Genomic DNA, 25,544 nt, shown 5'->3' with positions numbered 1-25,544 from the left:
GTAATTGTCCAGCGTTATAGTTTTCTTAAGCCCATTATTTATACACTGGCATATGTTCTTTCCATAAATTCTCTTGTAGCCACTGCATTCTCAGGAACAGTATTTTCCAGTGTGCAGTGTACATATGGCTTATGCTCCTTAATCTTCTTTAACAGAAGTGGATAATTAAGACCTCCTCCGGTCACCGGATTACCCTTTCCTGTACCTGCTGCCACTGACTTAAGCTCACTGCCTTCAACAATATAATCCTTGCAGTGAACAACAGCAATATCCTTTAATAACAGGTCAAATGCTTTCTCAATAATCTCATCCTGCTGTGCAAGATTATCAACACATAACAGGTTAACCGGGTCGAATATAATCTGAAGGTTAGGTGAATCAATAGCGTCAAGCACCTTTCTTGCACGTTCGACAGTGTATACAATGTGCTTCCATACAGGCTCAATTGCTACAATGACACCAAACTGTTCAGCATATTTAACTATTGGCCTTAAATTATCAATAAAGCACTGAAGTGCCTCCTCACTGTGATTAGCCGGCTCATACTTATACTCCTCATTAACCGCACCAGTCTCAGTACCAACAACTCCACAGCCAAGAATACTTGCAAATCTTATATGTGCCTTATACTTCTCAACAATCTCCTTATGCTTCTCAGGATTAGGATTGCAAAGGTTAAGATAACAGCCAAGTACTGCAACATCAACCTTATTCTCTGTACATAATTCCTTAATATACATAGCGAGTCCCGGAGTCATAGTCTCCACGCCCGGCTTAAACTCCTTAATAGACTTACTGAGTGCAATATGCATACAGTGAAAACCCTGTGCATGTATATTAGGTATAAGCTCCTCTAATGGAGCGTATGCAACATCATGTGCTCTTATTCCGATTCTCATAAAAAACCACCTTTCCGTCAATTACAAACACTTTTGAAAGATTATACTATATATTACATAAAAAAACCAGTAAATATCTGCGACTTTTCCAAGCTGTGAGGGCGTTAATGCTGCTATATACAAAAGAACGGTGAGAGAAAGCCCGCCCAAGCGAAACGCGTTTGCTTTCTCTCACCGTATTAAACTCTGTATGCACCTTTATCTCAATTATCAATACAGCTTTACATTATTAATTAATCCTGTATCTCCAAGTGCCTTATAATATGTAACAAGTGGTATAAAACTCTGTGCAAATCCTTTCGTACTGTCACCAGAAACAATAACAGCATCATCTATAACCTTTTTAGAACCAACTCCTGCCCTGCCTGTGTTATTAATATTAGTTTCAAATGTTTTGAAACCATACTCAAGATATTTCTTATCACCTGTAAGTTCATAGGCAATTGCCAGTGATTCCAGAAGAAGTGTGTTATTTCCATTCCTTGAAAGTGAAGGAAGCTCCTTATAATAGAACAAACCATTGTCAAGAGTACAATTCTCTACAATATCATCAATTGCTCTTATAAGCATCTGCTTAATATCTTCTCTTGGGAATACCCTGTAATATCTCATTACGCTTCCTGCAGCTACTGATATCATAAATCCTACTCTTATAAGAGTATTGTCCGTATATGGAGCAAGCCAGTTGCCATACTCCTCTTCCCATATCTTAAAGCTGTCAATAATCCACTCACATTTTGCAAGCCATTTTTCATCTCTTGTCTCCACATATAATGCAACAAGTGCTCGTAAAGCCCAGCCAGTTTCTCTCGCATTGGCTTCTCCCGGTTTTGCATACATTGGTGTATCCAGAAGTCTTAATATGTTATCACCTATACTTATAGCTGTCTCAAGACCTCTCTCATCACCCGTAAAATGATAGTAATCAATCACTCCTTCAACCCATTCATGTGAGCATACCATTATTCCATTCTTACAATGACCTGCTGTATGTTCCCACTGTCCACCTATTCTTAATGGATTCTTGCTGTAATGGCATACATCAACATCCATCTGATGCTTTGCTGAAACTATTAAATAGTCAAGGAATCTTCTGATTCCAGTTCTTGCATACATAAGAGCACATGAATGCGGATAATCATATTCATTATTACTCCATACAGGTTTTCCGCCGCCTCTTCCCTGTAAAGTATATCCCATATCAATAGAATCGCCCCAATTCAGCATGCCGTAGCATCTTGAATGATTATCAGCCCTTGCAATAAGTGCGATTTCAACTTCATTCACAAGATGTTCAGGGAATACATCCATACACACTTCTGCCTTCTTGAATTCCTCTGGTGCTATGCATGGTCTGTCAGGCATCTGGTATATTGTACTTCTGTTATCAAGCTCCCACATCTGCATATCCGGTTCATGGAAATGCATCAGGAATCTCTGTTCCTTTGCCATACCAGACTGCATAACAACATTTCCAATATCCTCTGGAACAAGCATAACAGCTACTCCGCCGTCATATGCCTTAACTGCCTTCGGATAATTCTGTTGTGCCTGATATACAGTTATACACAATCCATCATTTCCATCAGTATAATCTGCAAGAAATGTACCATAGAATACCTCTGCAAAATGTTCATTCGCTTCCTTTACAAGATATGCATCATCGATAATCTTATTAACCTGCACTCCATCTCTTCCAATATAGAAATCAGTCTTATAATTAGAGCTTCCAACAAGTGTTCTTACATTGGAAACAGGTGCTTTCCCAGATATCATCTCTAATTCCCCGGTTCCTCTTGTGTGATACACAGGTCCATTCTCTTTAGAATTATCCGTAAGTACATCTCCACATCCGGTAGAATCATTACCCATATTAATGTGCATATCAAACAAATCATCACTTGCAGTGACTGTCTCATCAGGCTTTGCATAAAATACCAGTGATTTGATATGAAGTTCATCATAAGTCGTATTAATAATTCTGTATGATACATCAATCCATGACTTAGCTGCATATGATGTAAGTGTTATCTCAAAATCAACTTTTTTATTATTAAGAATGTTACTTCCTTTAGCTCTGATTACACATTTTACAGGACCTGCATCTATAATCTTCCACTCACCAATATTAATGTCGTATAATCCCATATCATCTTTCAGATATGGTCCTTCAAAATTCTGAGCGGTATAATGTTTTCTTCCATCATCAAGTGTTTCAAATATATTCTGGGAATTATTCTTTACTGTAAATGTAACACAGCCTGTGTCAACACACAGCCCCTGTCCAGTCTGAGTAACAGATACTCCCTTTTCTTCGCAGCTTCCATCAGACTCTTTTTCAAACTCAAGCACTGCGCCCTTATTAGCCGGAATATCAGCAAGAAAATCCACATACAGGTATCTTATGCTTCCATCTGCATGCTTCGATGTAACCTTCGGCTGAACCATGCATTTTCTGCCATTCTGTGTAATAGCTATCCTGTCAGCAGTCTTTAACTCTCCTTCCTTAAAAGGAAGTGCTATGCCTGCCGGTTCCTGTAATCTGTCATACCTGTAAAGCTTGTCAAAATAAATTTTCATTATATGTACCCTCCATTGTTTGTCACGAGCAAATCTGCTATAATTGTACAACAGATTTAAATCATTTGCTATAGTCTTAATATAGCATTCATAATTCTGTAATTCATGTGATAAGATGTCATTATTTGCTAATAATACAGATTTATTGCAACTTTTAGAAAGAAGGTTTATATTATGCATTATGCCGAGATAAAAACCTGTGATATTGCTAACGGACCAGGGGTGCGTACATCTCTTTTTGTAAGTGGATGCACACACCGATGCAAAGGTTGTTTTAACGAAATTGCATGGGACTTTAATTATGGCAGGGACTTCACAGACGATACAATCAAAGAAATCATTGATTCTCTTGCCCCAGACTATGTTACAGGGCTCACACTTCTGGGAGGTGAACCATTTGAACACAGCAACCAGCAGGGACTCCTTCCATTGCTGAGGGAAGTACGCAGAATATATCCTGACCTGAGTATATGGTGCTTTACAGGATATCTGTTTGACAAGGATATTGTTGGAAGGATGTGCAATGAATGGAAAGAAACTAAAGAAATGCTTCAATACATTGACGTCATAGTTGACGGCAAATATGAAGAAGACAAGAAGGATATGATGCTTCAGTTCAAGGGTTCATCTAATCAGAGGACAATCCTTGTAAAAGAATCTCTCGAATCAGGTAATATCGTACTTCTGTACGATTAATAATAAAAAGGAGTTTACACAATGTCACAGAAAGTTAATATTAAGAAATTAAATCCTAACGCCTGTATCCCAACATACGGAACAGAATTCTCAGCCGGAGCAGACCTCTACTCAGGAATGTCCGAAGCCGTAACAGTTATGCCAGGCACAACTGAATTCATCAAAACAGGAATAGCAATGGAGATACCAACAGGACTCGTAGGCCTCATCTATGCAAGAAGCGGAATGGCATGCAAAAAAGGTCTCGCCCCAGCCAACAAAGTAGGTGTAATAGATTCTGACTACAGAGGTGAAATCATAGTAGCCCTCCACAACCATTCAGATAAACCTGTAACCATAGAACCAAAAGACAGAATCGCTCAGATAGTCTTAGCACCATACATCACAGCATCATTCAACGAAGTAGAAGAGCTTGACGACACAGAAAGAGGCGAAGGCGGCTTCGGCTCAACAGGCACAAAGTAAAAAAATTCATCTTGCAACATACAAAAGGCATAAGCAAGATGGATTTTTTATCCCACCACATTTCATAGCCACCCCGGTCACACATCAACAATCCGCCTTGCAACATGCCGAAGGCATAAGCAAGGTGGATTTTTTTATCCCACCACATTTCATAGCCACCCCGGTCACACATCAACAGCCCGCCTTGCAACATGCCGAAGGCATAAGCAAGGCAAGAAAGAATTAACGTAGATTGGAACTGGCAGCATATTATTGTGCGAGTCCGATTTAAGGCGCGAACCGTGTGGGAGTTATGCCGCTCTATACAAAAGAGCGGTGAGAGAAAACTCGTTCAAGCGAAGCGCGTTTGTTTTCTCTCACCGTAATAAACTCTGTATAGAGCGGCATTTACTCCCACTAGGTGCAGCCGCCATGAGGACTCGCACAATAATATGCTGCCGGTTCCCACACACTACCTGAATTCCTTCTTACTTATACGCAATATTGGCATGCTCAATAACATAATCCTGTGCCTTCTGCACAAGCATAGCCTTAACTACACTATCTTTTCCGAATTTCTCAACAAATGCATTCTCATCAGAATATCCATTGTCTCCTGCGAATTCATCAAGATCTCCCTTGTAATCATATTCTCTCATAGAGAACTTCTGATCTTTCACGATTGCTTCCATAATAAGCTGCTGTGCCGCTGATTTCTTGATGAAATCATCATATGACATTCCATATAACTGCTGGCAATACTCTTCCTTTGACTGGTTAGTAAAATCAGCATAGAATCCGACAGACTGGTCATATCTGTCTCGTAATGTACTGAGCAGTGTATCTGGATAACCACTTACCTTACATGTATCCTGAAGTGTTGAAAGAACCTGTTTCTGAATCTCATCATCAACCTTAGAATCAATTGTAGATGCTAATGAATCTTTAACAGAAGCTCTATATTCTTCGATTGTATCATATCCAAATGTTTCCTTAACATATGCATTAGTAAGCATTGGCACATTAGGCTGTGAAACCGTCTGCACTGTAAGCTCAAACACTACTTTAGTTCCTGCATATACGGTATTGCTATATGTTTCCGGCAAGTCGATTACCATAACCTTAGTCTCTCCAGCCTTCATTCCATAGAGTGCTTCATCAAGCTCTTCTATATCAAGTCCAAGTTTATCTTTGCCAAGTATCATTGTAACACCATCTGTATTAGACAGCCCTGTTGACTGTGAACCCGAACTTGTAGCAACATAAGTAACCAGTATCTGATCTCCATCAACAGCACCTCTGCTGACTTCTGAATAAGTAGTATTATTCTCTATATCTTCAGCAATCTTATCATCAACAAGCTGATTCTCTATAGATGTTTTATCAACAGTTACAGCTATATCCTCATATTTCCCAAGCTGTACATAATCATTAACATTATAATCGTATTTTACTTCAATCTCTTTATTACATGCAGTTGCCATAAGCATTGTTGCTGATAATAAAACTATTGATGCTTTTCTTAAAAAACTTTTTCTCACAATAAACCTCCGCTCTTACTTCTTTATACAGAAGTAAAAAATTGACTTTCATACTATATCACATAAAAGAGATTTTATCCATATCTGTTCATATTAGTTCACAGAAATATCATACATTTTAAAAAGAAAAGACTGCCGCTTTCACGACAGCCTATTATCTCTGATATATAATATATAATCAATTATGCAAGCTTAGACTTAGCAACCTCTGCGAGCTTAGCAAATCCTTCTGCATCGTTAACAGCCATCTCAGATAATACCTTTCTGTTAAGATCGATATTAGCTAACTTAAGACCATACATGAACTTGCTGTATGAAAGTCCGTTAATTCTTGCAGCAGCATTGATTCTGGCAATCCATAACTGTCTGAACTGTCTCTTCTTCTGCTTTCTGCCCTTATAACTCTCTGTAAGAGCTCTCATAACTGACTGCTTAGCAACTCTGTACTGCTTAGATCTTGCTCCTCTATAACCCTTAGCGAGCTTTAATACTCTGTTATGCTTCTTCTTTGCGTTTAATCCGCCTTTAATTCTTGCCATTTTATAAATTCCTCCTTAAACTATATCTCTAAATAAATGTTGTTATACCATTAATCTTAGAGATAAGGCATAATCTTCTTCATTGTCTTAACATTAGTTGCGTCAGTCATAGCTGCCTGTCTAAGATTTCTCTTTCTCTTAGCTGACTTCTTTGTAAGAATATGGCTCTTGTATGCCTTCATTCTCTTTAACTTACCTGTTCCAGTTACTTTAAAACGCTTTGCAGCTGCTCTTTTTGTCTTTACCTTTGGCATAATAATCCTCCTAAAAATGTCTGTTAGTTGTTATTTATTTTAACGTTTTTCAGTTAAAAACATCATCATGCTCCTGCCTTCCATCTTAGGAGCCTTCTCAATTACAGCTATATCGCTAAGCTTTTCTGCAAAATCCTCTAATATATGCTTAGTAGAGTCGATATGAGCCATTTCTCTTCCTCTGAATCTTAATGATACTTTAACCTTGTTACCTTTCTCAATGAACTTTCTTGCTGAGTTACACTTAGTATTAAGGTCATTGACATCGATGTTAGGTGATAAACGAACTTCCTTAACTTCTACTGTCTTCTGTTTCTTCTTAGCTTCCTTTTCCCTGCGGAGCTGTTCGTACTTGAACTTGCCATAATCTACAATTCTGCATACAGGTGGATTAGCTGATGGCGAAACCATTACCAAATCTACTCCTGCATCCTTAGCCATGTTTAAAGCATCTCTTAATGCCATAACTCCAAGCTGCTGTCCTTCTTCTCCAATAACACGAACCTCTTTGCATCTGATCTGTTCGTTAATCATTAACTCGTTAATAGCGGTACACCCCCATATAAAAAATTAAAGTGAATAGCTCAGCTATCCACTTTCTTTAATCAAAACACAATCCTATATTATGTGTAATTCTTAAATATCAACCCGAGTCGCCCTATGCGCTGAGGTGAGAGTGGATACTCTGCTTTGCTTTGCAACCATTGTATGATATCATCCTAAACAATATATGTCAACCCCATTATTAAAATTTATTCGCAAAATTTATTACAATGCAATTAATCTTATATCTTGGAATATCACTTCATTAATGATATTATAATACAGAAAATAAATCAAGAAAGGATCTGACATTTATGAAAGATTTTCTTATATCAACTGACACAACTGCCGATTTACCTGCAAGTTATGTTAAAGAAAACAACATTGATATCCACACTCTTTTTTATGCATTTGGTGAAGTAATCTACGGAACAGATAACATTATGCCTGAGAAGGAATTCTTTGACCGCATGCGTAACGGCGAGATGCCAACAACTATGGCATGTAATCCGCAGGATTGTAAGACAATATTTGAAAAGCGTATCAATGAGGGCTTTGATATTCTTCACATTGCATTTTCATCTGCACTTTCAAGCAGTTACAATAACGCCTGCATAGCAGCCAATGAAGTTATGGAAGAACATCCGGGAGCTAGAATCGTTGTAGTAGATTCATTAGCTGCTTCAATGGGTGAAGGTCTTATCGTGTATAAAGCTGTTGAGATGAAGAAATCAGGAAAATCTATGGATGAAATAATAGATTTTGTCAACAATCATAAGCTTAATGTAGTACATAATTTTACGGTTGATGACCTTAACCACTTATACAGAGGAGGTCGTGTTTCTAAGACTACTGCCATTATCGGTACGCTTGCCAACATCAAGCCAATCCTTCATGTAGATAATGAAGGCAGACTTATTAATATAGGAAAAGTCCGTGGCAGAAAGAAATCACTTATTGCTTTAGTTGACCGTATGGAGGAACATATTGGTTCATACAGAGATAAGAATGATGTTGTATTCATCAGTCACGGTGACTGCTTACAAGATGCACAGTTCGTAGCAGGTCTTGTTAAAGAAAGATTCGGCATAGATAACATATGGATTAATTATATATGTCCTACAATCGGAACACATTCCGGTCCTGGAACAGTTGCACTCTTCTTTATGGGTGAATCAAGATAATATACACGCAAAACTGGCAGAGTGTTTACCACCCTGCCAGTTTTGTTATATGTTCTACCAATGTATTCACATCCACAGGCTTAGATATAAGTCCGTTCATGCCTGCCTTTTGCAGCATACCTATATCTGTTTCAAAACCATCTGCTGTCATTGCAATTATTGGCACTTCCATACATTTTCCATTCTTAGTCCTTATAATCTTAGTGGTCTCTATGCCATCCATTCCCGGCATTCTCATGTCCATAAGAACTACATCTATGTCGTCCGCCTGTTCACTTTCAAGCAGTTCAATCGCCGAACTGCCATCTTCTGCCTCATAAACTGTTATATCCTCGTCTTCAAGAATATCTTTTACAAGTTCCCTGTTAAAATCATTATCATCAACTATCAGGACACATTTATCCATTCTGTTCTCTCCTAATTTAACACTTACTAAAGTACGTTATTCTCTCTTATTTCTGAAACAAGCTTTCTTCTGTATGCCCTGCAGCCATTTTCATTCCAATATTTTCTCTTTTCAACCTTAATAACTTCAAATGTTGTATGGAATATATCTGTCTTATAGCTTGTATAAGGCTCTCTTCCCGGATAAAATACTGTTATCGAATCTGCACATTCATCTATCTTAAGGCCGTAATCCTTAGCAAATTTTCGTGATTCATAAGGGCTTCTTATCATCTTGATATGTGCATAATAACCCACAAGATAAGCGAAATAGTTCATATCAAATTTATCAAGCCATCTGCCATCACTTGCCATAAATACTATAACAGGAAATGTTCTTTCTTCCTCTGCAATCAGTGTTGTAAGATCATCGTAATCCTTGCTGTCCTCAACGTATCTTACAGACTCCCTCATTCTTTCCACATCAACAATTCCTATATTGTCTGCAATCTCTCCAAAGAAATTAGGTCTTGAAAACAGAACATTTTCATTATCTCTGTATCTGTCTGCTGGTTCTGCATATCTGTTAGATACCGTGAATTTCAGTCTGTCACCTTCCCTGCATATAACCGCTTCAGATATCCATACTCTTGTTGGTATCTTAGTATCAAGATGTGTAGTTTTTTCAGAAAAATACACATTTTCTGCATCATACGAAAGATTAACTGAATATCCAGGCTCTGCATTAACATAAGTTTCTGCACTCTCAGGTAAATCTGTGAATACATCCTCATATCTTGACTTAACCCATGAATATATGTACCCTGTGGCTTTTCTGAAAGCATCAGGCATTGCAAGATTGCTTAAGTCGATATATGTATCAGCCTTAAATACCATAAAAGAGCCAAGCTGTTTAAACGGCTCAAATCTTCTTCTCTTGGCAACGCTTTCTGTCTCCTGCTTCTTCTCATGTTCTATCTTTACAAATGCTTCTTTGAGTCTCTCATCCTCAGGTCCTATCTGATTAACTATCTTAACAATATTATTAACAGTAATCTCCGGACCTTTATCTCCTGTATTATCCCATAGCTGTCTTAGTAACGGTTCTCTTTTAAATTTATAAAACTTCTTGGCAAGCTCTGTATCTTCATCAAATATCTCTTCAATATATGGATGCAGCGGTTCTCTTGTAAACTTCAGTCTGTAATGACATCTTAACATATAGTTCCATTTTCTGTCTTTGTAATGCTGATGTCCTAAATCTTCAATCAGACCCACAACTGAATCATCACATAACTCCAGCGTTGCAAGAATACTGTTCATCTTTCTTGCAAGTGCTTCATTACCCGTGCCAAAGGCTGAGCCTTTATATCTCATATCATGTTCAATCTCATGCCAGCCCTCAAAAGAATTAGTTCTTACCTGTATCTCAAATGTATCATCCACATAATCTCCAAGCTCCGGATTAACAATGGTCTTGCTAAGATATCCCGGCAGCTTGAATATGCCGTTAATCTTCATTGCCCTGAACTCATATTCATTAGCCTCTGTTGTATTCCACACGCCCGGCATAGAGAATATTGTATCAAGAAAATTCTTAACAATTTCAACATCATCCGCATAATACAGAATAATTCTTATTCCTATAAGATCCTGCATCTTTTTATCCTGATTCTCTGTCCCCGGTCTTCTGTAATCCTTTAATATAAGTTTATCAAGCATTGAATCAGGAGCTTTCACCCTGTATGCAACCCTGTAATAGAATCCTGCTTTCTTAAGCTTTTCTTCTATAATACTTAGCAGATCATCCTTAACAATATCCGGAACATATATCTTTTCTACATTTTCTTTAGTAAATAATTCATTAACTTCATTCATACCCTAACCTCTGATTCCAGCCACTTTGGCAAACTGTGTCTCCACTCTTGCCCTTAAGCGGTTTTTTATTCCCTCTGTTGTAAATGCAGCTTCAACACCATTCATTATCAGCTTCTTAACATCTTTCTTCTCCATATTGAATGTATCTGCAACTAATGCAAGTTCCCTCGCCTCTGTTGTGTTAGAAACCATCATATTATCCGTATTAACAGTAACTTTTATCCCCTTATTCATAAGCTTCTGTATCGGATAATTCTCTATTGTATCGTATATTTTAGTATTCAGATTGCTTGTCGGACATAATTCCAATGCAGTCTCTCTGTCTGCAAGCTCCTGCATAATTAAAGGATTCTCTGTACTTCTTACGCCATGTCCTATTCTTACAGCTTGAAAATTCAATGCACATTCAACACTTTCTGCTCCGGCTGCCTCACCTGCATGAATAGTAAACGGAACGCCTCTCTGAACGGCATCTCTGAATACATCTGCAAATGTATCTGTTGCATAAAGTCCTTCTGCACCTGCAAGGTCTGCCGCCACAACACCTCTTCCCCTTTCGGCATATAATGCAGCAAGTCTTACTGTTTCCATATTAGCATCCTTATTATCATCCGAACGCATACAACATAATATCAGATTGTGACAGGAATATGACTTCCAGTACTTTCTTGATTCATCAAGTCCCTCACATGCTGCTTCAACAATCTCCTGCTGTGACAATCCTTTTCTTGTATGAAGCTGTGGTGCAAATCTTATCTCGCTGTATATTACTCCCTGTTCTTCCTGCTCTTTAACAAGCTGACACACACTATATTTAACAGCCTCACGCGTCTGCAAAAGCTGAAGCGGAAACTCGAATTTTTCAAGGTATTCATTAAGATTCTTACAATCTGATGATACGCTCAGCTTTTCTGACAATTCTATCTCATCACCTGTTTCTATATTCTGCATATCACAAAGATGTCTTACAGATTCAAGCGACAGTGAACCATCAAGATGTACATGCAGGTCTGTAAGGCAATCCAGTTTTTCTATCCATTCTATATTGCTGATTTTCAAAAAAACACCCTCTAACATAATAATATCTTACATACACTTCTTTACATTTTAAACTGCATTCAGTATATTTGCAACACCGATAAGCTTTTGTCTCCATATTTTACCAAGTATTTTGACAAATTTTATGATTAATTTATATTCAGCACATTTGCATTAAATATACATGCGTGTTATAATCTATGTATCAATATCGTTATAAGTAATCGGGGGATATAATTATGTCAGTTATTCATGAATCAGCAGAAAACTATCTTGAATCAATATTAATGTTAAGCAAAAAGCTTCCTGTGGTTCGTTCAATAGATGTTGCCAATGAGTTAGGTTTCAAGAAATCAAGCGTCAGTATTGCGATGAAGAATTTGAGGGAATCTAATCATATAACGGTAACTAAAGAGGGGTACATATATCTTACAGAATCAGGTAAAGAGATTGCTGAGATGATATATGAGCGTCACCAGCTCCTTACATCATGGCTCATAAGGCTTGGTGTTAATCCTAAAGTTGCTGAAGAAGATGCCTGCCGTATCGAACATGATATAAGCAAGGAATCATTTAACGCTATTAAGAAAGCTATATCTTAATTTTTCTCATATAATTTCCTTCTCGGAAAGAGCCATACCTGATTATCCGGCATGGCTCTTTCTATTTTACATATTCTTTTTATCCAGCAAATTCCTGTGCCCAGTAATGACTGTACCTTCCTGCTCCACAGCCTGAATTACTATAACCCAGCCCCATTTTTGTATATATAGGATCTAATATATTCTCTTTATGTGCAGGAGAATTCATCCAACTTTTTACCAATTCTTCTGGTGTCATTTCGTAAGTTGCTCCTGCGATATTCTCACCACACTCTTCCCATGAGACTCCGCATTCATCCAAAGCTGATCCCGACATATTATCATTTTGAGGTCTGTTAGGTCTACTATGGCTCAATTTTCCTGTGTAATCTAACTCAACCGCTCTTATACCAGCCGCCTTACACATTGCTGCATCTAATTCAAGCGGTTCAATACCGCACTTTTGCCTTTCAGCGTTCACAAGTTTTATAACATCTATGTCATATTGTCTAAAAAAACTTGTATTATAATTTTCTTCACAGGAATTTCCCAATTCAGCTTTATTGTTCTCATTCTTTTCTCCTAAATGTTCCACATCTCCCGAATCACTGTCTTCCCATGATTCCTGTCCGGAATTATTCTCATAACCACCTGCCTGTGACAAATCATCAAAAGCCTGTTGTTCTGATGCCTCTGTATTACCAGCAATATCATTATCTGTCAGGTTATTCTCTTCACTGGTTACTTCCTGTGTAAAATCCCCGGTTTCTTTATCAGCTGTCTTAACATTATTACCATCAGTTTTGGTTTCTCCATTGACAACGGTTCTTACTGTAGTCTGTGTCTCTACAGTATTGTCAGAATTCTTCCCATTAGCATTATTGTATGCACTGCCACAGCTTGTAAGCAGTCCTCCAATAATGACTGCTGTCATTAATACAGCTGCATTTTTTCTTTTCATAATTGTATACCCCTGTTTCCTCTCTACAACAGCAATGCTGCTATTTAGAATAATAACACAATATCATATATTTTACCATATATCTTTTTTACCCTTTATTACCATATCAGCCTATATAATTACCATATTTTACCATTCTCACCACTAATATCAGGCTTATAAAATGTTATTTTTCTTATAGTGGATTTGCAATCAGATAAACTATGGAGGAATACCAGATGCAGGAATATCATAACAGAATCCGTGAATTACGCGAGGAAAAACATATAACACAGGTAAGATTAAGCACCGAGCTTGGAGTTGCCCAGGAAACAATAAGTGCATACGAACAAGGAAGGCATCTTCCAAGTGTCTCATCTCTTATGAAATTAAGCAGTATATTAGATGCAAGCATGGATTACATAATGATGAAATCTAATGTCAGAAATATGATTCAGGTTCAGTCTTTATCCGACAACGAGACAAGATTATTAGGCTACTATAAGAAGCTTAATGCTTCTGGAAAGGAAAAGGCTCTTTCATATATTGAAGGTCTTAATGACGGTTTAAGGTCAGGCTGCAAATAATTTCATTAAACACATTAAGCCCCCGGACGCAATCTTGTCCGAGGGCTTATTATTTCTGTTCCAATATCTTATTTTTCAAGATATCCTGTGTATTCTGCTGTTCTTAATATATCATTAGCTCTTGCTATCTGTTCCTTATCAGGTGGCATTACATCAGAAAGTGTATACGGAATTCCTAATTCCTCCCACTTAAATACTCCAAGTGTATGATATGGAAGCACTTCAAATCTCTTAACAGTCTTTAAACTGGCAACAAAATCCCTTAACTGTTCAAGGTCTTCCTGTGCGTCTGTCACTCCTGGAACAAGAACATTTCTTATCCACATATCCTTATCATGGTCAGAAAGATACTTTGCAAGGTCAAGGATGTTCTTATTAGTCCAACCTGTAAGGTCCTTGTGCTTCTCATCATTAATCTCCTTAATATCAAGAAGAAAAAGGTCTGTAACAGCCATCAGCCTGTCAAACTTTTCCAGATATTCCGGCTCCATCTTAAAAGGATTACCTGACGTATCAAGAGTTGTATGCACACCATTCTTTTTCGCAATTTCAAAGAGTTCTGTCACAAATTCCATCTGAAGAAGCGCCTCTCCACCACTTACAGTGATTCCGCCACCATTCTTCCAGTAATTTCTGTAACGATAAGCTTTATCGAACACTTCCTGCGCTGTTTCTAATGTTCCGCCTTCTTCTTTCCATGTCTCAGGATTATGACAATATCTGCATCTCATATGGCAGCCCTTAAGAAATACAATATATCTTACCCCTGGTCCATCAACCGAACCAAAGCTTTCTACCTGATGAATTCTACCTTTAATACTTTCACTCATAGCATTTTCCTCTTCCAATAATTATTACTTTATAATGTATTATCACTTAATAACGATAATTTACTCCAAAAATGTCTACATTTTATAAAAACATATATTTGGTGCATTAAATATAACATATCCCCTATATATTGTCAGTTCGAATTGCTTATGTTCGCATAAAAAAGCAAAATGTAGACCTTTTTATCTCCATTTATCTGCTTTATAGCGCATTCTTTCCAGCTTATTTATCTCGTAACATTTTTCACACATGCCAAATCTATGATTCCATTCCAGTCTCTTCCCACAGCGTTTACATTTGTTGAAGAATTCACCATTAGTAAGTTCTCTTACTATGCGTTCTGATATCTCCTCTTTAAGCATTCTGATACGCTCATCATATTCTGATATATTAAGAGCATTACAGTACGAATTAAGCAGATCCATCTTCTTATACAACTGTTCAAGGTCATCCAGCTTCATGGCTTCTATATCTTCAGATTCAGTATCTACATAATACCACATCCTGCTTACCGGTTCACCGTCAGCTGTCATATCAACAAGATCCTGCCACAAATATTTAAGTTTCTCGCTATTCTCATCAAATGGAATGTTAATAAGACTGTATTCAAGATCTTTATTAATCTTCTCACCATGTTTTTTCTCAATGTATTCAGCAAGTTTAATCCTGTTCTTTAAGTCAGCAACTGAAAAGCATTTCTTTTCAATCGTCTTTAACCATATCTTAAATATCTCTGAAAGGCTGTATGGCATATCCAGAACTTTTCTTGGCGGCTGTATAACGCAGCTTGTTATCTGCTCATATCTTCCATGAAGCAGTTCACCTATCTGGTCCCTGTCCTCTATTGAGTTGACATACCCCTGGTCATACATCCCCTTTCTTCCTGCTCTTCCGGCAATCTGCTTAACCTCACTCATGTTAAGAAATCTTTTGGATTTGCCATCGAATTTTTTCGACTCAGTAAATATTATTCTTCTTATAGGAAGATTTACTCCCATTCCAATAGCATCTGTACATACTACAATTCTGCTCTCTCCATTTAAGAATCTGGCAACCTCTGCTTTTCGCACACTGTATGGAAGTGAACCGTATATAACACTTACTTTATACCCTTCCTTCTTTAGAAGGGTTGCAAGCATAAGAACTTTTCTACGTGAAAATGCTACTAAAGCATCTCCATCCCGTATATCATCCGGAAATATGAAATCATGGTCTTCAACTATAAGTCTTGAATTCCTTTTATGTCTTATATCCGTATATGTATCTCCACACATTTTTATAAGCATTTTAACAATATGTATTGCATTCGGCGACATGCATACATGTACAACATCAGCATTAACGCCAAGAATTGCCTCTGTCCACGCCCAGCCTCTGTCTGAGTCGGCTACCATCTGTGCCTCATCTATTACACAGACATCAAAATGTCTGCTCATATCCATTTTCTCAACTGTACAGGATAAATGCTTTGCACCATCTCTTATATCCTTCTCCTCGCCTGTCGTCAACGAACAGTTAATTCCTCTTGCAAGACTCATCTCCTGAATCTCAAGTGCAAGAAGTCTCAGGGGTGCAAGATACATTCCTGAACCGGCATTATAAAAATCTTCTAGTGCATCATGTGTCTTTCCTGTATTAGTCTCCCCTATATGAAGTATAAAATGTCTCTTTATATTTCTGGCTTCAGGATACAGCTGTGTTATATCCTCAGGAATACTCTCCATTAATGCAGTCTTTATCTTAAGTTCTTTAAGACTTGCTAAATCTTTAGGTACGAATTTCTTCTTTTTCTTTTTATAGTAATATCTAGCCATTTATTTTCCTATTGTTTTATGAAATATAAACAAGAAGCATGACAATACATAAAACATTACATATTGTCACGCTTCTTTCTGTAAGGTCAGTCTGATTATTTAGCTGCTACAGGATTATTCTTCTTAGTAGCAATCTCATCTTTAAGCATTGCAACAAATTCGTCCTTAGATACTGTAGTTGACTTCTGCTCTCCGTGGAGTCTGTAGCTTACAGTTCCTTCTGCTGCTTCATTCTTACCAAGTACAATAAGGTAAGGAATCTTCTTTACCTGAGCTTCTCTTACTCTGTATCCAAGCTTTTCTGCTCTCTCATCAATCTCAACTCTGATTCCATTATCTGCAAGATAATCATAGAGCCCATGAGCATAAGCATTTAACTCTTCATCTTCATTCTTAACCGGAAGAATTGTAGCCTGTACAGGAGCAAGCCATAATGGAAGGTTACCCTTTGTCTCCTCAAGTATATAAGCCATGAATCTGTCAAGAGAACCAAGGATAGCTCTGTGAAGAACTACAGGTGTCTTTCTCTGTCCATCTTTATCAATGTATGTTAAGTTGAACTTAGATGGAAGACAGAAATCAAGCTGGCATGTTGATAATGTATATTCATTACCTATAGCAGGCTTAACATTTACATCAAGCTTAGGTCCGTAGAATGCAGCCTCTCCGATTTCCTCTGTGTACTCAATTCCGATATCATTAAGAACCTTTCTTAATGCGTTCTCAGCATTGTTCCACATTTCATCATCATCATGATACTTTACCTTATCCTCTGGATCTCTTAATGAGAGAACACAGCGGTAATCTGTAATATTGAAATCCTTGTATGTCTCAAATATAAGGTCTACAACCTTGGCAAATTCTGACTCAATCTGCTCTGGTGTTACGAAAAGATGGGCATCATTCTGGCAGAAATGTCTTCCTCTCTCAATACCCTTTAATGTTCCACTTGCCTCAAATCTGAAGTCATGTGCAATCTCACCGATTCTTATAGGAAGATCCTTATAAGAATGCATTTTGTTAGCATATATCATCATGTGGTGAGGGCAGTTCATTGGTCTTAAGACAAATGATTCGCCTTCAACTTCCATAGCTGGGAACATGTTTTCCTTGTAGTGATCCCAGTGGCCTGATGTCTTGTAAAGATTAACTGTACCAACACATGGTGTCATTACATGAAGGTATCCAAGCTTTCTTTCCTTGTCCTTAATGTAATTCTCAAGCTCCTGCCATACTGTATATCCCTTTGGTAAGAACATTGGAAGTCCACGGCCGATTAAGTCATCTGACATGAAAAGTTCCATTTCCTTGCCAATCTTTCTGTGGTCACGCTCCTTTGCTTCCTCAAGAAGCTTAAGATGTTCTTCAAGCTCCTCAGCTGTTGGGAAACATACACCATAGATTCTCTGCATTACATGATTGTTAGCATCGCCCTTCCAGTATACACCAGAATATTTAACAAGCTTGAAATTCTTGCAGAGCTTAGTATTATCAACATGAGGGCCACGGCAGAGGTCTGTGAAATCGCCCTGGTCATATACTGTAATGTTGCCATCTTCAAGACCGCTTATAAGGTCAAGCTTATACATATCATCCTTGAACATCTCAAGGGCTTCTTGCTTAGAAACTTCTCTTCTGTATATCTTCTTGCCTTCCTTGCAGATTTTCTTCATTTCTTTTTCGATAGCTTCAATAGCTTCGTCATTGATTACATTATCTCCAAGGTCTATATCATAATAGAATCCCTCTTTAACTACTGGTCCAACCCAGAACTTAGCATGTGGATATAAATGCTTAACTGCCTGTGCCATAACATGTGCACATGAATGATTAAGAGTATTCAGTCTTTCATCTTCCTTAAAATTAACCATGATAAATCTCCTTTTGTGTTAATATTTTTGTTGCTATTCTCATCGCTGCTTGTGCTCGTAGCTCATGTTCCAGAGCTTCGCTCTGTCACTGTCGCGGTGCTCCTCGAATATCCATGCAAAGTCCACACCCTGTGCAAGCACAGCTGTTGACTTTCCCTGTATATTCTCATCGCTACTCGCGCAAAAAAGCCCCTTATACAGTGGCTTTCCAGCTTGCTGTATAAGGGGCGAATATTCAATCCGCGGTTCCACCCTTATTATTCTCTCAATCAGGAGAACATCTCATTATGATTATAACGGAATCACCGTGCCGTATTGGGGCCGCTCAGAGGTGGTTTTCCCATATCCGTATTCTAAAGCACTTCCACCATATATGCTTCTCTCTGTAGAACCGTAACATAGTACTCTTCTCGTCAACGCTTTAGTAAGAAGTATATTTCAAATTTTACATAATGTCAACCTGTTAATCATTGATTTTTGTATTTAAAAATGCTATTATTTTTATATTAATTTTCGAACAATTTAATATTATTTTTAGGGAGGAACTAATGGATAAATTACATTCACACAACTATCTTATTGTTTTAGTTGGAACAATTGCATTATCAGTTATGACATTTTTTTCAGAAGGGATTAATATCCGTGCATTTATCGGAATTGGCATAATGCTTGCCAGTCTTATTGCTGCTGGTATTGGTAAGTTCTTAATTCAGAATCATTTTATTAAAGCTTTGCTCATTAATCTTACGCCTTCAATTGCTACATTTGTATATGCTTTTGTTTTAGGCGGCAACTCAGTTGCATTTCTTGCCAACTTTGTATTTCTATCAATGATGGCATTATATTTTGATAAGAAGTACATTATATATTACTCTGTTCCTGTTGCTAATATTGCACTTATATGTACCATATTTTTCCCATTCGTTATTGATGGGGCTAATTACGACAGAGTAGATGCCTTTACAAAGGTATTCCTTTTTGACCTTGTTGCTATTATTTTATACAAAGCTGTTGACAGAGGACGAGAGCTTCTTTCTCAGAGTGAAGAAACACTATCTACTATTAACAGCAACTCACATGCAGCCAATGACATAGCCATTAATCTTAATTCAGCTATCGAAAATTGTAAAAACGGTCTTGATAACTTATCTGAACAGGCAACTAAGGTAAATGAAGCTGCTTCTCAGATGAATACCGTTATTGACGATACAACCAATGCAACTATATCTGTAACTGAGAGAATTCAGGATGCCACCGATGAAATCAATAAGAATTATGAGCTTTCCAAAGAGCTTGATGCTGGCTTCGAAAAAGTTGATACATCAGTCAGAGCCGGTAATAACGAAGTAAATGTTGTTAAAAACACTCTTTCGGAGATGGCAGAAACTGTTGGCTCTGCCAGAGGAGCTATGTCTGAGCTTATGAACGAGATGTCTAAGATTACTTCAATTCTTGAAGAAATCAACGCAATTGCAGCCCAGACTAATCTTCTTTCCCTTAATGCCTCAATTGAAGCCGCAAGAGCCGGTGAACATGGTAAAGGATTTGCTGTAGTTGCAGATGAAATCCGTCATCTTTCTGAACAGAGTTCAGAAGCTGCAGACAATATACACAAAATCATTAACGGTCTTTCAGGTATGACAGATGAAGTTTCTAACCGCGTGAATGCAGGTGCTGAATCAGCTAATGATGTTGTTTCCAAGATGGACACTCTTGTCAATGTCCTCACCGGAATTAATGATTCAACAGAAGTTGCACACAATCTTGTAAGGGAACAGTATAAGGTAATCGAATCTGTCAGGACAGCTTTTGACAACGTTAACTCAGACATTCAGACGCTTGTTGCTACCTCTGAAGAGAACGCTGCAATGATATCTAATATTTCAGAGAGCATCCGCCAGCAGGAAGAAGCCGTTTCGAATGTTGACGATGGCATCGAGCATGTCTTAAAGCTTTCTGGTGAATTGAAAGAACATTTTAATTAATATGCATATAAAAAGTGGCAGTCTTCAGAAATACCTGAAGTCCTGCCACTATTTTTAACATAAACCTATCTTTTTATCCAATCTAGTTTCTCCAATTAAGTTCCCCCAATCAAGAAAGCTTCATATCTCCATCTTTAACCCAGCCAATCTTTTTAAGAAGCATATTAATAAGCGGACATATCACTGCCGGAAGAATGAATGATATAAGTATCAATCCAGCCCAGTCAAATCCTGTAATTGCAGTCTTTGTTCCATTAGCAATATCAGCTACCCAACCAGAATATACACCAATCTGTCCAACAAATCCGCAAGTTCCCATACCAGATGATACCGGAGTGCCATTCATCTGCAGCTTAAACAGGCATGTTGCCATAGGACCTGTAATTGCAGACGTAACTATCGGTGCTATCCATATTCTCGGATTCTTAATTATATTTCCCATCTGAAGCATAGATGTACCAATTCCCTGAGAAACAAGTCCTCCCCATCGGTTCTCCTTAAATGACATAACTGCAAATCCAACCATCTGCGCACAGCAGCCTGCAACTGCTGCTCCGCCTGCAAGCCCAGTAAGTCCAAATGCAGCACATATCGCGGCTGATGATATAGGGAGTGTAAGTGCAATTCCAACAAGAACTGATACTACAATTCCCATAAGGAAAGGCTGAAGATTAGTTGCAAGCATAATAAGTTCGCCAATCTTCATTGCCGCTTTTCCCAAAGCCGGTGCAATAAGAGCCGCTACTCCTGTTCCAACACCTATAGTAACAAGCGGTGTAACAAGAATATCTATCTTAGTTTCTTTAGAAATCATCTTACCTGCTTCTGCTGCAATAATGGCAACAAAATATACTGCAAGTGGACCACCTGCACCGCCAAGCGCATTAGATGCAAATCCAACAGTTATAAGTGAAAACAGTACAAGTGGAGGGCATTTCAGTGCATAACCGATTGCCACTGCCATTGCCGGTCCGCTCATTGCTGACGCAAGCCCTCCAACTGTATAATTGACACAGCTCACTGTTGCCACAGTATTAGTAAGAAAACCAATATGCAGCTGTGTTCCCAATGTATTAAGAATTGTTCCTATAAGAAGTGAGCAGAACAATCCCTGCGCCATCGCACCCAGTGCATCAATTCCATACCTTTTAACTGAAACTTCAATATCCTTGCGTTTCAGAAATGTCTTAAATTTCTCCCACATAATAAACCTCACTTTGTAAATTTTCTTTATGATAGCATATTATGGGGGGGATTGTGAATATAGCAATTTTTACTCACCCTATATCATCCAAATTTCTTTATAATATAACTCATTCGTCAGCTTCCTTTCGGCTGATTTCTATTTTTATTATATTTTAGCCGAAGCATAATTGTTTTATTCCAAGAGCCATCATTATATGAAAAATTTTATAGCATTATTATTCAAAGCATTATAATTCTAATTAATCTGGTATTAAACAGACTGAATATAGCAAATCCGAAAGCATCAAACTTTCTAAGGTATGTGTGATTTACATATCTTTGTTTATCGGCTAATAATGTGTAATCTTTGTTTACATCTAATTTTTCCAACATAATAAACCTCCCTTTTGCAAATTTTCATCATGATAGCATATTATGGGGGATTGTAAATTGTCCATGGCGGATTAGAAATTAATGTTTATCAGAAAGTAATGGTGCCTATTATCCCATCCATTTTCCCAAGAGCTGATTTTCTTTCTCTTATAGCCCTCTCTAATGACATTTTTTCATAAGATGTACCTTTAAGTTCTTCAATAGTCCATTCATCTCCTAAATCTGCCATCTCATCAATAAAAATTTCTTTTTCATTTTCTTTCATAACTATATATCCTCCTTAATGTGACCTCAAATTTTCCAATAATTGTTCTGCCATCTCAATAAGTTCTGCCGTTTCTGACTGATTATCATACATATTATTAATCTTTTCTTTAAGACTCATTACCTGCTCATCTACTGTCATGTATTCAAGCTTTGCAATTTCTGATAATCTGTATCCAAACCGTTGATACAATCTTATCTTTTTAATCTTTTTTACTGCAGCATCATCATATAGCAGGTAACCATACTTATTCTTTTTAGTTGCTTTAACCAAGCCATAGTTTTCATATGTCTGCACAATCTTTCTCGTCACTCCTGTTTCCTTGCATACTTCTTTAAGTGTCATTAAATCATTCCTCATAGGCCCTCCTTTAACCTATGACTGCTCCAACGGAGCAGTCAAATGGTTTTTACAAAAAATTTGATTTTCATAAAAGGCCATGTAAATTTCGCGAAAAATGATTGTGATGATGCAGGTGAAGGTAAGAAAAAAGCGCCCTAGTCAATTAACTAGAGCGCTACTCTTAATATTCAACCCCCAATTACATGTAAATAATTCTATAATCTTCATATCCCGACAAAAATCCTTTTATAATATTTTTTATATTTTCAGACGCTTTATCATAAATGCCCTTAGATTCAACATCTTCAAGTCCCATTCGTTCAATTTCATCTACTATTTCCTCATACTGCGAAAACTCAATAGGATTCAAAATATTATTTGATTCTGAACATGTTACTGTGTCCCATATTACATAATTATCATTCAGCTGTATTTCAGGCAACTTAATATATATTTTACTACTATCATTATCAACATTAATAACCATTTTGCTCATATCATATCCAACTTTAACAACACCACTTGCTTTAATTTCAATAGAATTCGTTGTTCCCAAAATTTTGATGTTATCAAACCAATATCTTGCAGTATCTTTACCATAAGTTACAGTATACTCACCACTATAACTTGATATATGAAATAACATATCAATTCTAATCCCTTAAATCTCTCCTATTTTTAAGGGAATAAGCAATATAATAAGCGAATATCTCCTTAGAGTTCTATCCATGCTCAGTTCTCAATATACTAATCATATATATTCTGCCACACAAATATAATACAATCTAACACCTGATACCTATCAATAGTCGCATTTTACAACTTCTTATGGGTAATTTTTCCATCAAATCATCATATTCAAGTCAATACTGCATCAAAAAAGCCTATAAGATGTTCAAGCAAAACAATCTTATAGGCTTTTCAACTCTAAGTATTCAATTTACCTGCCAAAACTACCTATCAGTCAACATAAAAAATGTTTCTTATAGGAAGACGACAATTCCACATTATATTTTATACATTAACGACTGAATTTCCTCATGCGAAATCGCCAAATCTACCAGATCTCGCCGATGCAGTGATGCTGCCATCACCAACGCCGCAGCAATCAAGCAAACTAGCCAGCAAGCCCCTAAGACACTCTCGTCTCACGAATCACCTTCCTCACAGCCAGCACCTTGCCTGCTGAAACTGAAAGCTCATCGACACCCATCTTAAGAAATTCTTCTGTGAGTGTTGTGTCTGCACCGAGTTCACCACAGATACCTGCCCAGATGCCCTCTGCATGTGCATTCTCAACAACCATTCTTATCATGGCAAGAATGGCTGGATGATGAGCATCGTAGAAATCATCAAGCTTTGTATTCTGACGGTCAATCGCTAGCGTGTACTGTGTCAGGTCATTAGTTCCGATACTGAAGAAATCCACCTTCTTAGCAAGCTGGCGGCTCATAATTACAGCAGCCGGAGTCTCAATCATAATTCCACTCTTAGGATTACCAAATTCAATTCCCTGCTCTGTAAGCTCAGCCTTAACTTCATTCTCAATAACCTTAATCTTATCAACTTCCTGTTCACTGATTATCATAGGATACATTATAGATATGTTTCCATACGCACTTGCTCTGTAAAGGGCGCGTAACTGTGTCTTGAATATCTCAGGTCTTGTAAGACATATTCTTATTGCACGAAGACCAAGAGCAGGATTATCCTCTTTATCGAGTCCGAAATAATCACACTGCTTATCAGCACCGATATCAAGAGTTCTTATAATTACCGGTTTTCCAGCCATGCTTTCAGCTACAGTACGGTATATGTTGAACTGTTCTTCTTCTGTTGGAAATGTATCAGATTCAAGATATATGAATTCACTTCGAAACAGTCCGATTCCTGCTGCATCATTGGCAATAACATTTGCGAGATCCTTAATGTTACCAATATTAGAGTAAAGCTTAATCTTCTTGCCATCTAAAGTCACATCTTCCTTGCCTTTAAGTTCCTGCAAAAGAGCTTTCTTCTCATTGTCTTTGCGCTGTTCCTCCTGCATTGCTGACAGGGTTGCCTCATCAGGTTCAATATATACGACACCGTTAGTTCCATCGACAACGCCAAGCTTGCCATTAAGAGATTCATCAATAACAATATCTGAACCAATTAAAGCCGGAATTCCCATTGTTCTTGCAAGAATGGCAGTATGTGAATTAACTGAACCCTTCTGTGTAACAAATGATAATATCTTGCTCTTATCCATCTGGACTGTCTCTGATGGTGCCAGATCCTCTGCCACCATAATAACAGGCTCGTCTACATCTACACCGCTTCCTGTATTGCCAGAAAGTATTCCTAACAGTCTTTCTGTAATATCTTTGACATCTGCTGCTCTTCCACGCATATATTCATCGTCCATGGCTGCAAACATCTGTGAAAAATTATCCCCTGTCTGGGCTATGGCATATTCTGCATTCACCATCTGACTCTCGATAATATGCTCAACAGATTCCTTATAATCGTCATCCTCAAGCATCATCTGATGAATCTCAAATATTGCCGCATTAGCCTCGCCAACTTCGCGAAGTGCTTTATCATGAAGTTCCCCCAGTTGTTTAAAGGCTATTTCTACAGCTTCATAATAACGGTTCTTCTCTGCTTCTGCATCAGTAATCTTTACACGCTTAACCTGATGTTCACCTTTCTCATACACCATTATCTTACCTATAGCAATGCCTCCAAATACACTTTTTCCAGTATATTTATTCATGTGCACCTCCTG

The 25,544-nt window shown here is 37.7% G+C and carries 25 protein-coding genes and 1 other annotated feature; of the genes, 6 read left to right on the top strand and 19 right to left on the bottom strand.

What is annotated here, in order from left to right:
- Window positions 1–38: 38 nt before the first annotated feature.
- Together GKE48_RS04840 and GKE48_RS04835 are read right to left on the bottom strand one after the other, a co-directional pair.
- A complete protein-coding gene (locus GKE48_RS04840; RefSeq protein WP_012740761.1) occupies window positions 39–899 on the bottom strand; it encodes a sugar phosphate isomerase/epimerase family protein in 861 nt (286 codons plus the stop codon).
- A gap of 210 nt (window positions 900–1,109) precedes the next feature.
- Complete coding sequence (locus GKE48_RS04835; protein ID WP_022097934.1) at window positions 1,110–3,479, bottom strand: beta-L-arabinofuranosidase domain-containing protein; 2,370 nt, start codon at window positions 3,477–3,479, stop codon at window positions 1,110–1,112.
- A gap of 174 nt (window positions 3,480–3,653) precedes the next feature.
- Here GKE48_RS04835 and nrdG point away from each other — a divergent pair, with 174 nt between their 5' ends.
- Window positions 3,654–4,175, top strand: coding sequence for an anaerobic ribonucleoside-triphosphate reductase activating protein (gene nrdG, locus GKE48_RS04830; RefSeq protein WP_012740765.1), 522 nt, complete (start codon window positions 3,654–3,656; stop codon window positions 4,173–4,175).
- A gap of 21 nt (window positions 4,176–4,196) precedes the next feature.
- Window positions 4,197–4,640, top strand: a complete 444-nt coding sequence (gene dut, locus GKE48_RS04825; RefSeq protein ID WP_022097933.1) for a dUTP diphosphatase — start codon at window positions 4,197–4,199, stop codon at window positions 4,638–4,640.
- 467 nt (window positions 4,641–5,107) lie between these two features.
- Here dut and GKE48_RS04820 read toward each other — a convergent pair whose 3' ends face one another.
- The 4 genes from GKE48_RS04820 to infC all read right to left on the bottom strand — a co-directional run bounded on the left by GKE48_RS04820 (window position 5,108) and on the right by infC (window position 7,487).
- Window positions 5,108–6,160: an FKBP-type peptidyl-prolyl cis-trans isomerase gene (locus GKE48_RS04820; RefSeq protein WP_022097932.1), complete on the bottom strand. Its 1,053-nt coding sequence runs from the start codon at window positions 6,158–6,160 to the stop codon at window positions 5,108–5,110.
- Window positions 6,161–6,342: 182 nt separating this feature from the next.
- On the bottom strand, window positions 6,343–6,699 hold the full coding sequence (rplT, locus tag GKE48_RS04815; protein WP_012740768.1) for a 50S ribosomal protein L20: 357 nt from the start codon (window positions 6,697–6,699) through the stop codon (window positions 6,343–6,345).
- Between the two features lie 56 nt (window positions 6,700–6,755).
- Entirely contained in the window at window positions 6,756–6,953 is a 198-nt protein-coding gene (gene rpmI / locus GKE48_RS04810; protein ID WP_022097931.1) for a 50S ribosomal protein L35, read from the bottom strand.
- Between the two features lie 39 nt (window positions 6,954–6,992).
- On the bottom strand, window positions 6,993–7,487 hold the full coding sequence (infC, locus tag GKE48_RS04805) for a translation initiation factor IF-3 (RefSeq protein ID WP_022097930.1): 495 nt from the start codon (window positions 7,485–7,487) through the stop codon (window positions 6,993–6,995).
- A 323-nt stretch (window positions 7,488–7,810) separates the two neighbouring features.
- Between infC and GKE48_RS04800 the strand changes: the two genes are divergently transcribed.
- On the top strand, window positions 7,811–8,680 hold the full coding sequence (locus tag GKE48_RS04800; protein ID WP_022097929.1) for a DegV family protein: 870 nt from the start codon (window positions 7,811–7,813) through the stop codon (window positions 8,678–8,680).
- A 25-nt stretch (window positions 8,681–8,705) separates the two neighbouring features.
- Here GKE48_RS04800 and GKE48_RS04795 read toward each other — a convergent pair whose 3' ends face one another.
- From GKE48_RS04795 to add, 3 genes are read right to left on the bottom strand one after another with little or no spacing between them, the layout of a single operon-like run.
- Window positions 8,706–9,086: a response regulator gene (locus tag GKE48_RS04795; protein ID WP_022097928.1), complete on the bottom strand. Its 381-nt coding sequence runs from the start codon at window positions 9,084–9,086 to the stop codon at window positions 8,706–8,708.
- Window positions 9,087–9,112: 26 nt separating this feature from the next.
- Window positions 9,113–10,942 carry a hypothetical protein gene (locus tag GKE48_RS04790; protein WP_055214389.1) on the bottom strand — a complete coding sequence of 610 codons (1,830 nt, stop codon included), beginning with the start codon at window positions 10,940–10,942 and terminating at the stop codon, window positions 9,113–9,115.
- Window positions 10,943–10,945: 3 nt separating this feature from the next.
- Complete coding sequence (add, locus tag GKE48_RS04785; protein ID WP_022097925.1) at window positions 10,946–12,001, bottom strand: adenosine deaminase; 1,056 nt, start codon at window positions 11,999–12,001, stop codon at window positions 10,946–10,948.
- A 218-nt stretch (window positions 12,002–12,219) separates the two neighbouring features.
- Between add and GKE48_RS04780 the strand changes: the two genes are divergently transcribed.
- On the top strand, window positions 12,220–12,582 hold the full coding sequence (locus tag GKE48_RS04780; RefSeq protein WP_022097924.1) for a metal-dependent transcriptional regulator: 363 nt from the start codon (window positions 12,220–12,222) through the stop codon (window positions 12,580–12,582).
- Window positions 12,583–12,661: 79 nt separating this feature from the next.
- Here GKE48_RS04780 and GKE48_RS04775 read toward each other — a convergent pair whose 3' ends face one another.
- A complete protein-coding gene (locus tag GKE48_RS04775; protein WP_022097923.1) occupies window positions 12,662–13,522 on the bottom strand; it encodes a CAP domain-containing protein in 861 nt (286 codons plus the stop codon).
- A 218-nt stretch (window positions 13,523–13,740) separates the two neighbouring features.
- On the opposite strand from GKE48_RS04775, the gene GKE48_RS04770 reads away from it, so the two are divergent.
- The gene (locus GKE48_RS04770) at window positions 13,741–14,088 is read left to right on the top strand and encodes a helix-turn-helix transcriptional regulator (protein ID WP_022097922.1); all 348 of its coding nucleotides are present in this window, start codon (window positions 13,741–13,743) and stop codon (window positions 14,086–14,088) included.
- 68 nt (window positions 14,089–14,156) lie between these two features.
- Here GKE48_RS04770 and pflA read toward each other — a convergent pair whose 3' ends face one another.
- The 3 genes from pflA to thrS all read right to left on the bottom strand — a co-directional run bounded on the left by pflA (window position 14,157) and on the right by thrS (window position 18,604).
- The gene (gene pflA / locus GKE48_RS04765) at window positions 14,157–14,918 is read right to left on the bottom strand and encodes a pyruvate formate-lyase-activating protein (RefSeq protein ID WP_022097921.1); all 762 of its coding nucleotides are present in this window, start codon (window positions 14,916–14,918) and stop codon (window positions 14,157–14,159) included.
- 183 nt (window positions 14,919–15,101) lie between these two features.
- Window positions 15,102–16,733 carry a helicase-related protein gene (locus GKE48_RS04760; protein WP_022097920.1) on the bottom strand — a complete coding sequence of 544 codons (1,632 nt, stop codon included), beginning with the start codon at window positions 16,731–16,733 and terminating at the stop codon, window positions 15,102–15,104.
- Between the two features lie 95 nt (window positions 16,734–16,828).
- The gene (gene thrS / locus GKE48_RS04755) at window positions 16,829–18,604 is read right to left on the bottom strand and encodes a threonine--tRNA ligase (protein WP_154300556.1); all 1,776 of its coding nucleotides are present in this window, start codon (window positions 18,602–18,604) and stop codon (window positions 16,829–16,831) included.
- Window positions 18,605–18,824: 220 nt separating this feature from the next.
- Window positions 18,825–19,030 (bottom strand) — a binding site (T-box leader).
- Window positions 19,031–19,152: 122 nt separating this feature from the next.
- Here thrS and GKE48_RS04750 point away from each other — a divergent pair.
- Window positions 19,153–20,589 carry a methyl-accepting chemotaxis protein gene (locus GKE48_RS04750; protein WP_243138439.1) on the top strand — a complete coding sequence of 479 codons (1,437 nt, stop codon included), beginning with the start codon at window positions 19,153–19,155 and terminating at the stop codon, window positions 20,587–20,589.
- A gap of 109 nt (window positions 20,590–20,698) precedes the next feature.
- On the opposite strand, the gene GKE48_RS04745 is transcribed toward GKE48_RS04750, so the two are convergent.
- The 6 genes from GKE48_RS04745 to ptsP form a co-directional block, all read right to left on the bottom strand.
- The gene (locus tag GKE48_RS04745; protein ID WP_154300554.1) at window positions 20,699–21,793 is read right to left on the bottom strand and encodes a PTS sugar transporter subunit IIC; all 1,095 of its coding nucleotides are present in this window, start codon (window positions 21,791–21,793) and stop codon (window positions 20,699–20,701) included.
- A gap of 221 nt (window positions 21,794–22,014) precedes the next feature.
- The gene (locus GKE48_RS14510; protein WP_022097916.1) at window positions 22,015–22,167 is read right to left on the bottom strand and encodes a hypothetical protein; all 153 of its coding nucleotides are present in this window, start codon (window positions 22,165–22,167) and stop codon (window positions 22,015–22,017) included.
- Window positions 22,168–22,255: 88 nt separating this feature from the next.
- The gene (locus GKE48_RS04740; RefSeq protein ID WP_022097915.1) at window positions 22,256–22,432 is read right to left on the bottom strand and encodes a hypothetical protein; all 177 of its coding nucleotides are present in this window, start codon (window positions 22,430–22,432) and stop codon (window positions 22,256–22,258) included.
- Window positions 22,433–22,447: 15 nt separating this feature from the next.
- Window positions 22,448–22,792, bottom strand: a complete 345-nt coding sequence (locus GKE48_RS04735; protein ID WP_022097914.1) for a MerR family transcriptional regulator — start codon at window positions 22,790–22,792, stop codon at window positions 22,448–22,450.
- A gap of 181 nt (window positions 22,793–22,973) precedes the next feature.
- The gene (locus GKE48_RS04730) at window positions 22,974–23,420 is read right to left on the bottom strand and encodes a DUF4230 domain-containing protein (RefSeq protein ID WP_022097913.1); all 447 of its coding nucleotides are present in this window, start codon (window positions 23,418–23,420) and stop codon (window positions 22,974–22,976) included.
- Window positions 23,421–23,906: 486 nt separating this feature from the next.
- Window positions 23,907–25,532: a phosphoenolpyruvate--protein phosphotransferase gene (gene ptsP, locus GKE48_RS04725; RefSeq protein ID WP_022097912.1), complete on the bottom strand. Its 1,626-nt coding sequence runs from the start codon at window positions 25,530–25,532 to the stop codon at window positions 23,907–23,909.
- Between the last annotated feature and the right edge of the window lie 12 nt (window positions 25,533–25,544).

Origin of the sequence: Lachnospira eligens (assembly GCF_009680455.1) — a bacterium.
In the GTDB taxonomy this organism is placed as follows: domain Bacteria; phylum Bacillota; class Clostridia; order Lachnospirales; family Lachnospiraceae; genus Lachnospira; species Lachnospira eligens_A.
The sequence above is the reverse complement of the archived record's forward strand: the minus strand, read 5'-3'. Positions and strand labels throughout refer to the sequence as shown.